At 64.2% G+C, this 12,893-nt stretch carries 12 protein-coding genes; 7 read left to right on the forward strand and 5 right to left on the reverse strand.

The annotated features are described in order from the left end of the window. Nucleotides 1-19: 19 nt before the first annotated feature. Entirely contained in the window at nt 20-958 is a 939-nt protein-coding gene (locus V7P99_RS07715; protein WP_333794220.1) for a DMT family transporter, read from the reverse strand. 296 nt (nt 959-1,254) lie between these two features. Between V7P99_RS07715 and parE the strand changes: the two genes are divergently transcribed. After that, the gene (gene parE / locus V7P99_RS07720; RefSeq protein WP_442909886.1) at nt 1,255-3,270 is read left to right on the forward strand and encodes a DNA topoisomerase IV subunit B; all 2,016 of its coding nucleotides are present in this window, start codon (nt 1,255-1,257) and stop codon (nt 3,268-3,270) included. Between the two features lie 48 nt (nt 3,271-3,318). On the opposite strand, the gene V7P99_RS07725 is transcribed toward parE, so the two are convergent. Next, nucleotides 3,319-3,534, reverse strand: coding sequence for a hypothetical protein (locus tag V7P99_RS07725; RefSeq protein WP_333794221.1), 216 nt, complete (start codon nt 3,532-3,534; stop codon nt 3,319-3,321). A 316-nt stretch (nt 3,535-3,850) separates the two neighbouring features. Between V7P99_RS07725 and V7P99_RS07730 the strand changes: the two genes are divergently transcribed. The 5 genes from V7P99_RS07730 (at nt 3,851) to V7P99_RS07750 (ending at nt 8,634) form a co-directional block, all read left to right on the forward strand. Beyond that, the gene (locus tag V7P99_RS07730) at nt 3,851-4,519 is read left to right on the forward strand and encodes an aquaporin (protein WP_333794222.1); all 669 of its coding nucleotides are present in this window, start codon (nt 3,851-3,853) and stop codon (nt 4,517-4,519) included. Nucleotides 4,520-4,936: 417 nt separating this feature from the next. Next, a complete protein-coding gene (locus V7P99_RS07735) occupies nt 4,937-6,508 on the forward strand; it encodes a DEAD/DEAH box helicase (protein WP_333794223.1) in 1,572 nt (523 codons plus the stop codon). A gap of 387 nt (nt 6,509-6,895) precedes the next feature. After that, nucleotides 6,896-7,213, forward strand: coding sequence for a hypothetical protein (locus tag V7P99_RS07740; protein ID WP_333794224.1), 318 nt, complete (start codon nt 6,896-6,898; stop codon nt 7,211-7,213). 34 nt (nt 7,214-7,247) lie between these two features. Beyond that, complete coding sequence (locus V7P99_RS07745) at nt 7,248-7,802, forward strand: GNAT family N-acetyltransferase (protein WP_333794225.1); 555 nt, start codon at nt 7,248-7,250, stop codon at nt 7,800-7,802. 361 nt (nt 7,803-8,163) lie between these two features. After that, nucleotides 8,164-8,634 (forward strand): hypothetical protein, encoded by a 471-nt coding sequence (locus tag V7P99_RS07750; RefSeq protein WP_333794226.1) that lies wholly within the window; start codon nt 8,164-8,166, stop codon nt 8,632-8,634. A gap of 73 nt (nt 8,635-8,707) precedes the next feature. Here the strand turns inward: V7P99_RS07750 and V7P99_RS07755 are convergent, their stop codons facing one another. After that, nucleotides 8,708-9,829 carry an NAD(P)/FAD-dependent oxidoreductase gene (locus V7P99_RS07755; RefSeq protein ID WP_333794227.1) on the reverse strand — a complete coding sequence of 374 codons (1,122 nt, stop codon included), beginning with the start codon at nt 9,827-9,829 and terminating at the stop codon, nt 8,708-8,710. Between the two features lie 211 nt (nt 9,830-10,040). On the opposite strand from V7P99_RS07755, the gene V7P99_RS07760 reads away from it, so the two are divergent. Continuing rightward, nucleotides 10,041-11,186: a DUF2130 domain-containing protein gene (locus V7P99_RS07760; protein WP_333794228.1), complete on the forward strand. Its 1,146-nt coding sequence runs from the start codon at nt 10,041-10,043 to the stop codon at nt 11,184-11,186. Nucleotides 11,187-11,216: 30 nt separating this feature from the next. Here V7P99_RS07760 and V7P99_RS07765 read toward each other — a convergent pair whose 3' ends face one another. Both V7P99_RS07765 and V7P99_RS07770 read right to left on the reverse strand, forming a co-directional pair. After that, nucleotides 11,217-11,723 carry a bactofilin family protein gene (locus V7P99_RS07765; RefSeq protein ID WP_333794229.1) on the reverse strand — a complete coding sequence of 169 codons (507 nt, stop codon included), beginning with the start codon at nt 11,721-11,723 and terminating at the stop codon, nt 11,217-11,219. A 433-nt stretch (nt 11,724-12,156) separates the two neighbouring features. Then, nucleotides 12,157-12,627 carry a peroxiredoxin gene (locus V7P99_RS07770; RefSeq protein WP_333794230.1) on the reverse strand — a complete coding sequence of 157 codons (471 nt, stop codon included), beginning with the start codon at nt 12,625-12,627 and terminating at the stop codon, nt 12,157-12,159. Nucleotides 12,628-12,893 lie beyond the last annotated feature (266 nt).

The following is a 12,893-nucleotide window of genomic DNA, read 5'->3' on the forward strand; positions in this document are numbered from 1 at the left end:
GGGTTGTCTGTGCTTTCAGCTAGCCCGGCGCGGGCTTGCGCGTCGCGAGCCAGAGGCCGAGCGCGATGAGCACAATGCCAACACCGTGGTAGGCGTAAAGACGCTCGCCGAGAATGAGCACGGCCAGCGCGATGCCGAACACCGGAATCAGGTGCACCGTCATCCCCGCCGTGTTGGCGCCGACGAGCTCCACCGTGCGGTTGAACGCAATATAGGCGAGGATGGACGCGAACACGGCGACGTAGCCGACCGCCGCCAGCGATTCCGCCGAGACCGGCATCGGGGCCACCAGGATCGATTCGCCGACGTAGAACGGCAGCAGCAGCACGGCGCCGCCGACGAAGGTCGCAAAGGCGAAGCTGAAGCCGTGCACGGCCGGCCGCAGGCGGAGAAGCGCCGTGTACGCGGCGTAGCACACCACGGCGGCTAGCATCCAAAGATCGCCTCGCTGGAAATCGAGGCCGAGCAGGACCGCGGGGTCGCCATGCGAGATCAAGGTCAGCGTGCCGGCGAACGACGCCGCGATGCCGGCGGCCTGGCGGCCTGTGACCGTTTCGCGAAAGATCAGGAAAGTCGCCAGCACGACGACGATCGGCATCGCCGTCTGCAACATAACGATGTTGATGGCCGTCGTCGTGTGCGCCGCAATGTAGAGGAACGTATTGAAGATGCTGATACCGATGGCCGTCAGGAGCAGCATGATCGGCCAGCGCTCGATCATCCTCGGGACGTCGCGGCGAAGGTGCGGCCAGGCGAGCGGTGCGATGAGAATCGCGGCGAGCGTCCAGCGCCAGAAGGCGAGCGCGATGGGCGGCACCTCACCGGTGACGCTGCGCGCCACGATGGCGTTTCCGGCCCAGAAGAGGCCCGGCAGCAGCATCAGGAAGCGTGCGTCGCCGGCCAGGGACGAAAGTCCCGAGGGGCGCGGCGCGGGAGCGCGGTCGGTTTGCCTTTGCATGGTCCGGATGACCTCGGATACGGCAGGCCGGAGGGCGGCCCGCGCTGATAACAACAAAAGAAATGCCCCGCATGCCCTTGCGGAAGCCGGGCGGCGATTCGGCGCAGCCTGGTCGGCGCGGCGTACCGGCGGATGGATTCCGGCGGATGTGACGCCTCCGCACGCCCGACTTGCCAATCCACCGCGGGCCGTGCCACCTCTCGGCCCACACGACACTCCATGGATTCGGGCCCGCCGCTCGCATCTGTCCCGCGTTGCGCGCCGGGCCACGCCTCCGAAGGCAAGGAACGACGCGCATGGCCGATCCGATCCGCGATCTCTTCTCAAGCCTTACGCAGAGCATGACCGAAAAGACCAGCCGCGCCCGCAAAATCAGCGATGCGTCCGACGCTTACACCGCAGCCGACATCGAGGTCCTCGAAGGCCTCGAGCCGGTGCGGCGGCGACCCGGCATGTACATCGGCGGCACGGACGAGAAGGCGCTGCACCACCTGTTCGCCGAGGTGATCGACAACGCCATGGACGAGGCGGTAGCGGGGCACGCGGACTGGATCGACGTGCGGCTCGAAGCGGACGGGTTCCTCTCCGTGACCGACAACGGCCGCGGCATTCCCGTCGATCCGCATCCCAAGTTCAAGAACAAGAGCGCGCTCGAAGTCATCATGTGCACGCTGCACGCGGGCGGCAAATTCGAGGGCAAGGCCTATAACACCTCGGGCGGCCTGCACGGCGTCGGCGTCTCCGTCGTCAACGCGCTGTCGGACGTCTGCGAAGTGGAGGTGGCGCGCGGCCAGCAGCTCTATCGCATGGTCTTTTCACGCGGCGCGCCGCAGACCAAGCTCGAGAAGCTCGGGCCGGTAATGAATCGGCGCGGCACCCGCGTGCGCTTCCGCCCTGACGAGATGATCTTCGGCAAGGGCGTGCAGTTCAAGCCGGCGCGGCTCTACAAGATGGCGCGCTCCAAGGCTTATCTCTTCGGCGGCGTCGAGATCCGCTGGAGCGTCGACCCCTCGCTCATCAAGGACGATACGCCGGCAGAAGCGGTGTTCCACTTCCCGGGCGGGCTCAAGGACTTTCTTGCCTCCGAGATCGAGGGGCAGACGCTCGTTTCGAAAGACATCTTTGCCGGCAACGTTGCGCGCGAGGGCAAGCACGGCTCCGTCGAATGGGCGGTGGCCTGGGTCTCCGACGCCGACGGGTTCTGCCGCTCCTACTGCAATACGATCCCGACCGCTGAAGGCGGCACACACGAGAACGGCTTCCGCTCCGCGCTCGCCAAAAGCCTGCGCGAGTTCGGCGAGCGTGTGGGCAACCGCAAGGCGGCCCAGATCACCGCCGAGGACGTCATGGGCACGGCGGCGGCCATGCTCTCGGTCTTTATCCGCGAGCCGGAGTTCCAGGGCCAGACCAAGGACAAGCTCGCCACACACGAGGCTCACCGCATCGTCGAGCAAACGGTGAAGGACGCCTTCGACCACTGGCTCGCCGACAGCCCGCAGCAGGCGACGCGCCTCCTCGACTGGAGTATCGACCAGGCCGAGGAGCGCCTAAAGCGCCGGCGCGAAAAGGAGATCGGGCGACAATCCGCAACGCGCAAGCTGCGCCTTCCCGGCAAGCTCGCGGACTGCACCATCCAGCAGGCGGGTGGCACCGAGATCTTCATCGTCGAGGGCGATTCGGCCGGCGGCTCGGCCAAGAGCGCGCGCGACCGCGAAACCCAGGCGGTGCTGCCGCTGCGTGGCAAGATCCTCAACGTGGCCAACGCGTCCTCGGCGAAGCTGGCGCAAAACCAGCTGCTATCGGATCTCATCCAGGCGCTCGGCGTCGGCACGGGAACGAAGTACCGCGACGACGACCTGCGTTATGAGCGCGTGGTGGTGATGACGGATGCCGACGTGGACGGCGCGCACATCGCCTCGCTGCTCATCACCTTCTTCTACCAGGAGATGCCGGAGCTGATCGAGAACGGGCACCTCTACCTGGCGGTGCCGCCGCTGTTCAAGCTGACGCACGGGGCGAAATCGTTCTATGCGACGACCGTGGAGCAGCGTGACGAGATCCTGAAGCGCGAGTTTGCCGCCAACGCCAAGGTCGAGATCAACCGCTTCAAGGGCCTCGGTGAGATGAACGCGCAGCAACTCAAGGAAACGACGATGGACCCGAAGCGGCGCACGCTGCTCAAGGTCGAGATCGGCGACGGCGACCGCAGCGTCATCGCGGATGCCGTCAACGCGCTGATGGGCTCGAAGCCCGAAGCCCGCTTCCGCTTCATCCAGGAGCGAGCCGCCTTCGCAACCGATCTGGATATCTGAGCTCGCTCCGATCCGCGGACGGACTACAGACAACGATCCGGAACGACATCAGTCGCCGCGGCGCTGCTTCCTCGACCAGTAGATGGCGAAGATGGCGATCCAGAACAGCAGGGCCGCCACATCCATTAGGGTCGAGAGCTCGCGCAGGCCCCGGTTCCACGGCTGATCGGGCGGACCGAACAAGGTCACCATCCCCGCGATGGCGCCGATCACGAGGCAGAGGCCGACGCCTACCCAGGCAATTCTGACTGCGCGCTTGGTCATGGTCGCTTTCCGGCGTGGCTTTCCTTAGCTGCTCGTCCCGCACACGTCCGAGCGGTGCACCGGGAGGGTATCACAGCCCCGCATCGGGCGGAATCGACTGCGGTCGCAAATTTTCCCATGGCCTGTTTCGGCACAATGAAATCGGGCATCCAAACCGGGTGTCTTTTGTCGTTGCGCAGGGCGGCAATGCGCGGCCGGCTGACACTCTCCGCATGATATGGATCTGGCGGCGGCGGCATCCTTCGATTCGCAATTCGCGATAACGCTCGCCTCTTAAACGATCACGCTCCAGGGGAATTCAGGGAGACAATCGAAGATGAATATTAAAGCTCTTGTGGCCGAGTTTATCGGCACGTTCATGCTCACGGGCGGCGTGCTCGGCGCCGCCTTTTATTCATTCGGGGCGCCGGCGGGGGCCGGCGGCATCGTGGGCGTCGCGCTTTCAATCGGCATTACCGTGTTCGCGACGCTGCGCGCCATCGGCCATATTTCGGGCGGACACTACAATCCGGCGGTCACGGTCGGGCTCGTCGCCGGCGGGCGCTTTCCGTTCCGTGATGCGATCCCGTACATCGTCGCGCAATGCCTCGGAGCCATCGCCGTCACGGGCGTGTTTGCAACCATCGGACATGCTCCGGCAAGCTATGCCGCCAACGGCTACGGCAGCCTTTCCATGATCAACGCCAGCCTCATGAGCGTGGTGATCATCGAGGTTGTCCTGACTGCGTTCTTCGTCATCGTCGTGCTCGGCTCGACACGGGCCAGCGCACCGGCCGGCTTCGCGCCGCTCTCGATCGGTCTGGCGCTGACAGCCATCCATCTGATGTCGATCCCGGTGTCGAACACCTCCGTCAATCCGGCGCGCAGCCTTGGACCGGCTGTCTTCGCGGGCGGCGAGGCTTTGAGCCAGATATGGGTGTTCTGGGTCGCACCGATCGCGGGAGCCCTCATCGGGGCGATCCTCTATCGCTGGCTCGATGATTAGGGCGTGTCTGATCGGAAGCGGGTAGGCATGGGCCAATCCTCATCACCGTTTCACCACAAAATCCTTTGAAATTACAAAGAAAAAGAGCGGCTCCTTCAAAAGAAGGCGGCCGCTCTATCCTTGACGGGCATGCTCATTTGCAACTGCGACTATAGAGACGGCAAAAATTCCCTGTTTTTTCTTGAGTTTCATAGGAACCTGTGCGATCCCATGGCTGGCTCGAGCGCAGGGGCTTCGATCTCAGCGATTTATCTTTGTTCCTTTTTCGAGCACCGAATTCTGTATTTGCCCGCTTGCGGCACTTGCCATTCCCCTGCGCTCTCGTCGTTCTGAAGCTGCGCCCCGGAGACCCTGTTGGGTTGTTTTTCGGGCCGTCCGCGCTCGGGACTCTGAGATCGTAGATGGAGACTTGGTTTTTTGGAAACAAAGACGTTCGCTGAGCTAGGGCTCAGCCAGAAAGTTCAGGCCGCAATCCTCGCGGCCGGCTATGCGAATCCGACCCCCATTCAGGCTGCAGCCATTCCGGTCGCCGTAACAGGGCGCGACGTGCTCGGCATTGCACAGACGGGGACCGGAAAGACCGCTTCCTTCGTGCTGCCGATGATCACTCGCCTCGAGACCGGACGCGCCCGGGCGCGTATGCCGCGGTCGCTGATCCTCGCACCGACCCGCGAGCTCGCCGCTCAGGTGGCGCAGAGCTTCGAAAAATACGGTATCAACCACAAGCTCGACGTCGCGCTGCTGATCGGCGGCGTATCCATGGACGATCAGGTGCGCAAGCTCGACCGCGGCGTCGATGTCCTGATTGCAACCCCCGGCCGGCTGCTCGATCACTTCCAGCGCGGGCGCGTGATGCTGATGGGCGTCGAGATCCTCGTCATTGACGAGGCAGACCGCATGCTCGACATGGGGTTCATTCCCGATATCGAGAAAATCTGCAGCCTCCTTCCTCCGCGCCGCCAGACGCTGTTCTTCTCCGCCACGATGCCGCCCGAGATCACCCGGCTGGTCGACAAGTTCCTGCACAATCCGGAACGCATCGAGGTGGCTCGGCCGGCAACCACCGCCAAGACCATCACGCAAAGCTTCCGTTACGTTCCGGACGGAGAGGACTGGGTCAAGCGTGAAGTATTGCGCGAGATGATCCGCTCGGCGAACGTCAAGAACGCGATCATCTTCTGCAACCGCAAGCGCGACGTCGCCATTCTGCTCAAATCTCTCATGAAGCACGGCTTTAATGCCGGCGCGCTGCATGGCGACATGGATCAGAAGAGCCGCATGGAGACGCTGGACCGCTTCCGCGGCGGCACTCTCACCCTTCTTGCAGCGAGCGACGTGGCAGCGCGCGGGCTCGATATTCCGGACGTGTCGCACGTGTTCAACTTCGACCTGCCATGGCAGTCGGACGACTACGTGCACCGGATCGGGCGGACGGGCCGCGCAGGACGCGAAGGCACGGCGCAGTCGATCGTCACGCCGGACGAGCTGAAATCGTTCAAGGACATCGAAAAGCTGCTCGGTGAAGCGCCGACCTGGATCGGCGAGCCGCCGGCAGAGGAGGACTTCGAGGAAGCAGGCAAGCGTCGCCGGGGCCGCGGTCGCAACGGTCGGGCCGGCGCCGAGCGCTCGAATGGCCACGCCGTGCGTGCCGCGAACGGAAACGGAGCCAAGCGCCCTGCGTCGCGTACGGCCAACCCCGACCGCCACGAACGGCCACCGGCAAAGGCCGAAGCTCACCGCAATGGCGCTCAGCACCCAGCGCCAGCCAAGGCACGGCGCCCCGCCGTTGTGGCCGCCACCGCGGCAGCCAAGCCGGAGGCGGGCCGCGATGCAACGCGGCCTCCACAGCAGTCACAGCAGGCGGCACGCCCGCGCGTGGTCCGTGCCGTCGAAGGGGAGCCGAAGAAGGCGGCGATCAGTGCTTTCGCCGGCAACATTCCGGCCTTCCTTCGCCGCCCGCCGCGTCCCGCCAAAGCTGCGAGCAAATAACTCCGAGTAAGGATTGTGCAGTGCGCCCAGATCGCCGCCGCGTGGCGGGCGCACAATTGCTTTGCTTTACTCGCGCGTTGGCAATCGCCGGCGCGTCGCGCGGAGCAGCATGACACACCGAGCTGTCAAGCTAATCCTGCAGTGCAGCACTAACGAGCTGTGGAAAGACGGCGGCTGCGCCTCATTTCCGGGCATGTGCAGCGCTACTGTCACCCGTGCTTTAGAGCGCATTCACTCCCGCTGGGCGCTCTAAGCTTCGTTTGAGTGACTGATTCATATTTTCGACGCGGGCGCTCTTTATTCGCTCGCCTCCGGTAAGACTCTTTATCGCTTACCTTTGGCAAGAGCAGCCATCTCAAACGATCAGGCTCAAGGGAGGCGTTCGCCATGCGTCATCGTCAGCTTTCCAAGCCCTCGCACGCACCCCGCACGACGAGCGGACGACGCGCTCGCAACCTGAGCTGCCCCCCAAGGGCGGATCTGATCGAAGCCACTCAGCTCAGGCGTCTGGCAAGCACTGTGCTCGCGAAGTCTCCCGAGGATCTCGCCGCGCTCGCCGAGACCAACCCGCTTCTGATCAGGGAATGGATCGACACCTTCCGCAAGGAGAAGCTCGCCGCGGAGGCGGAGGCACGGTATTGGTCTGCCGCGGCGGCGGCGCTCGCGACCGCCACGCCCGAGGCTCTAAGAACGGCCGCGGAATAGCTCCGCTCCGGATCGCCGGGCTCTGGTGTTTGCAATGACACACGTCGAAATTTGCCGCTGGGATCGGCTTGCGGCACTGCCTGAGCACGGACGCCGGCTCGCGGAGCTGGATCAGGTCTTCTTCTCGTCCAGCGCCCGGCAGTCATTTGCAAGCACCGAGGAGAAGGCGGCGTTTCGCGAGCGATGGCTCGGGCGTTATCTCACGCATTTCCCACAATGCGCCTTCGTCGCGTTGGATGGCGAAGGACGCGTGATCGGCTATGTCGTTGGAAGTCTCAGGGATCCCGCGCGCGATCCGCTGTTCGCCGATCTCACGTTCCTTGCACACTTCGGCGTGCTGACGGCCCGCTATCCGGCGCAGCTCCATATCAACCTCGACGCAGACTGGCGATCCAAGGGCATCGGCGCGCGGCTCATCGATGCGTTCTCCGATCTTGCCCGAACGGAGGGGGTGCCCGGAGTTCATGCCATCACGGCCGAGGGCATGCGCAACGTGGGCTTCTATCTCGCGAATGGCTTCGTCGAGCGCGGCGCGGCGGCAGTCGAGGGGCGCACGCTCCTGTTTCTCGCACGCGATAGCGGATTATAAGTGCCCTGAAAGACGCTCTGCCCATTCCATTTCGGCCCATCGATCGCGCCAGCTCTGATCGGGTTGTGCTCGGTGCTGCGCTTTTGCATTTCATTTGCCGCGCGCGGCGCCATTCCGATTTGCGCGGCATGAAGGAATGGGGTTAGGCATTTGTTTTATCGCGCTTCTTATCGGTCATTCAGATTTGTGACGACGCGCACTTTGTGCGTATGGCCGGCTATTTCCGTGTGGCTCGGATGGTGCTGCGGAGCGTCGCTCCGCGCGCGGAACGAGATAGCACCATGACAAAACGTCCCCTCCTGCTATAAGGAATTGCCGCCATCGAAAACAAAATCCGATGGTGCGAAACTGGGGGAACATCATGTTTTTACCGACTGAATATGGATGGCTCGAGCCTGTGCTCATTGCCGCCGGCATCGTCTTTATCGTAGGCCTGATCGGCAACGTTCTTTCTTTCTCGAACCGTTTCGTAAACGCACTCGTGACGGCCATCGTCTTTGCCGTCATCTTCGGGGTCCTGAGCTTCCTCGTCCGGTCCGAAGCTCCGGCAAGCCCGGCGCCCTTCCTCCCGGCTGAATATTCGTGGCTCGAGCCGGTGCTCGTTGCGGCCGCTGTGGTGTTCGTCATCGACCTGATCGGCAACATCCTGTCGTTCTCGAACCGCGTCGTAAACGCGCTCGTCACGGCGATCGTGTTCGCCGTCGTCTTCGGCGCGCTGACCTATGTCGCCAAGGAGCAGGGGCACGAAATCCCCACCATCACCATTCCCGCTCCGGAAACGACGGAGCCCGCTCCAGCTCCCGCAGCGCCGGAGCCCTCGCCCGCGCCCTGATCGGCAGCACAAGCAAAGTACATGGGGGCGGCTGTGCAACGGCCGCCCTTTTCTATGGATAAGATCGTGCCCATCACGCCAGCAGCGCCGCCACATAATCGCCAATGGCGAGCGAGGCCGTAAGCCCAGGACTCTCGATGCCGTAGAGCGCGACAACGCCCGGAATGCCATGCTCGCGTTCGGCATGGATGGCGAAATCAGCTGGGGGCTCGCCGGGCCCATGGATCTTCGGGCGCACGCCGACGTAGGCCGGCGTCAAGCAGCCGTCCGCCAGACCGGGCCAGTAGCGGCGGATCTCGCGCTCGAAGCGGCGGCGGCGGGCGCCACCTAAATCATCGAATGCCGTAGTCGGCGCATCCAGCCATTCAATGTCCGGCCCGAAGCGCGCCCGGCCGGCTAGGTCGAGCGTCAGGTGAATGCCCAGCGTGCCGTCATTCCGCGGCAGCGGATAGACGAGATGATGAAAGGGCTCTGCTCCGGCGAGCGCGTAATAATGGCCGCGGGCAAACCGGGTTCTCGGCGGGACGTACGGGGAGTTGGCCGCGGCCATTGCGCCGAGCCGGCTCGCGTCGAGGCCGGCCGCGATCACGAGACGGCCTGCCGTCAAGGACGCCCGCTCGCCAGCGCTTGCCATATCGAGCGCGAATGCGCCGTTCTCCAGGACGCGAATGCCTTCGACGTCTGTGTTGAAAACGATGCTGCCTCGCCCGGACCTGACATGGCCTTCTAGCGCCACCATGAGGGCATGGCTGTCGACGATGCCGGTCGACGGAGAAAGGAGCGCGCCAGCACATGCGATCTCGGGCTCGAGCGCGCGGACCCCCGCGGCATCGAGGAGCGCCACGTCGGGTACGCCGTTGGCGCGCGCCGTGGCTGCAAGCGCGGCGAGATGGGGCAGTTCCTCCTCCGATATGGCGACAACGATCTTTCCGGTGCGCGCGTGTGGGATACCGTTCTCGCGTGCAAAGGCGTAAAGGCGCTCGCGGCCGGCGACGCAGAGCCTCGCCTTCAGGCTACCTCGCGGATAGTAGAGACCGGCGTGGATCACCTCGCTCGAACGGCTGCTCGTCTCCTGCCCTACGTCGCCGTGCCGCTCGAGCACCATGACCTCCCGTCCGGCGGCCGACAGCGAACGCGCGATGGCGAGCCCGACCACGCCGGCGCCGATCACCACAATGTCGATGTCCGGGCTCACGGCGGGAGGCAGCCCTCACAGCAAATACGCAATGTTCTCATTCTTCTTGCTAAGAAGAACATTCTTTTTAATCAGTGTGTTGATCGAAATACCACAGGGGTTATCCACAGGTTATCCCATGAGGAAACCTCATCGGAACAAAAAAGGAACTCTTTCCGGGCGAATCGTCTAACCTACTGCGTCCCCCGACGAGCTACCCGGAGATCCTGCCATGTCTCTCCTCCAGCGGCACCCTGTTCCTGTCTTCCATCATGACGCGGAGCATCGGCACGCGCCGGCGCATGCCGAAGACGAGCGGTGCCCCTGGTGCGACCAAGCCATCCCGCATGAGAAATTCTCCGCCATCCGCGACCGGATCGCGGCGAAGGAGCGGCAGCAATATGCAGAGATGACGGCGCGGCTGAAGGAGGATTTTGCGCGGGAGAAGGCGGAGCTTGCAGCCCGGGTGCGCGAGGAGGCCCAGCTCGCACTCCAGACCGAGTTCGCTGAGCGCCTCAAGGCCGCCGAGGAGACGCGACTGGCTGCGGAAGCGGCGCGAATTGCTGCCGAGAGCGCTTTCAACCAGCAGCGCGAGCTTCTCGAACAGGAGAAGACCGTCGCCGTGCTCGCCGAGCAGGCCAAGGCGTTCGAAGAGCGCCAGAAGCTTCAGGAGAGACTGGCACTCCTCCAGAAGCAGATCGAGAACAAGACGGCGCAGGAAATTGGCGAGGGACCGGAGGCCGATCTTTTCGAGCTGCTGCGCGGCGCCTTCGAGGGCGACCGCATCCGGCGCGTCGCCAAGGGTCTTCAGGGCGCGGACGTCATTCACGAGATCATCCGCAACGGGCAGGTTTGCGGAAAGATCATCTACGATTCAAAAAGCCGCAACGCCTGGAAGAATGACTTCGTGACCAAGCTCCGCGCCGACCAGCTCGCTGAGCGGGCGGAGCACGCCATCCTCTCCTGCAACAAGCTGCCGCAAGGCGTGCAGCAGATCCACGTGCAGGACGGCGTCATCATCGCCCAGCCACAGCGGGTGGTCGTCCTGGCGCAGATCCTGCGCCGGCACGTGATCGAGACGCATGAGCTTCGCGTGGGCAACGAGGGACGGGACGAGAAGACGGCGGAGCTTTACGCCTTCATCACCTCTGATCGCTGCAAACAGTTGCTCGATCAGATCGCGCTGCAGGCGCAGCGCATGCTCGAGCTCGAAGCCACTGAGGAGCGCGCGCACCGCCTGACATGGGAGCGACGCAGCAAGCTGATCCGCTCGGTGCAGAAAGTGCATACCGATCTTTGCTTCGAGATCGAGCGCGTCATCGGCACGGGCGAGGACGCGGCAGATGATCCGGAATTCGACCTCGGCTCCGAGGGGTAGGCTGCCTCTCCGCCTTCAGGCGCAGCCGTCTCAGACCAGTGGCGGCGGAGTCGTCGCCGACGTGTCGGCAGGCGATAGGCGCGGGGCGGTATCCTCGGTCTCAGTCGCAGTGCTGGCGCCGCCGGTCATATGAGCGACGCCGGCAAGGGGGTCGTCGGAGCGGCGCGATTTGCCTTCGAAGAAGGCACCCTGCTCGATGGCCACCGTCTGATGGTAGATATCGCCCTCGACGTGTGCCGAGCTTTGCAGAAGCACCCGGCGTCCCCGTACGGTGCCGAGCAAGTGCCCGCGGATGACGCATTCCTCGGCAACGACGCCTCCGGTGACGCGCGCCCGCTCGCCGATGACGACATGCGTGGCGCGGACGTCACCCTGGACCTCGCCCTCGATCTGCACCTCGCCCTTGGAGATCAGGTTGCCCTGGATCACCAGATCCGCGCTGATGACGGAGGCGGTGGCGGCGCCGGCGGGGCGGAACGCAGATTTCGCGGACCCCGCACCCAGCGTCGACGGTAACGGTGTGGCCATGTTTGCCATGGGAGGGTTCGTCATAGGAGGCTGAGACCTCGCGATACTATCGTTCTCCGGCTTCCGGAACTGGGGCAGCATCCGTTCAACCTCCGCGGTTACGCTGAACTTCTTCGCGAATTCGTGTCGCCATTCGGCTTTCAGATGGTCTGCCCAAACCCATGGAGACCGGCCCGCCGATGAACGCGATCCGGCCGGGCGTGGACATTGGCCGATGGACTCTTGGGCCGATGGCTTTGCCTTGCCGGCCGAGTACCCCTCGCCGCGCAGCCCGACAACGCTAACGCAGCCTGGAGACGCTCCGGCGGAGCCTCGACCTGCGCTCCGTCTAACACGTTTCCCGGAGAGGGTCATCACGACACCCGCAGGCGGAGCGCGTCCGAGCGCTAAAATCCTGTGCATGATCGCATGCAGCGCACGCCGTCTCGCGCCGGCGCCTCGCTCAGACGGACGCGCCGACGGCAGCGAGCACCTCCTCCGCGTGTCCCTTGGGACGCACTTTGCGCCAAATGCGCGTGATCGTCCCCGCGGGCGAGATGAGGAACGTGCTGCGCTCGACGCCCATGTACTTGCGTCCGTACATCGACTTCTCGACCCAAACTCCGTACGCCTCAGCGGCGGCCTTGTCCCCGTCGGACACAAGTTGCAAATCAGCATCGAGCTCATGCTTGCTCTTGAACTTGTCGTGGCTCTCGGCGCTGTCGGGCGAGATGCCGATGACCACGGCACCCTTGTCCGCGAACGCCTGGGTCAGCGCACTGAACTCGCGAGCTTCCAGCGTGCAGCCCGCGGTATCGTCTTTCGGGTAGAAGTAGAGGACCACCGAGCGGCCACGCAAAGCCTTGAGGGCGAGGCGCCGGCCGCCATCGGCGGGGAGATCGAATAGCGGGGCCTTGTCGCCCTCCTTCAGCATCGTTAAAGCGCCTTTCTTTCGTCGCTTTTGGAAAGCCTGATCCAGGCCCTGTCCAAAGTGTCGCCAAACCCGGCAACAGCCAGGATGGTGGGGTTCGGAGACGTGTGCAAGGCGCGATTATGGCGCCCCGCCTTGCCGCCGTCTCCTGCTCATCGCTGGACAGCGGGCGCGCGCTGCGTCTTCCGGCGCGAAGCGCCACAGGCGATCAGGCTTGATCGGCGGACCGGAACTGCGCAAAAGCTTGGCGCTGTTTCAAGCCGTCGCTC

The organism is Hyphomicrobium sp. (genome assembly GCF_036780825.1).
Taxonomy (GTDB): Bacteria; Pseudomonadota; Alphaproteobacteria; order Rhizobiales; family Hyphomicrobiaceae; genus Hyphomicrobium_C.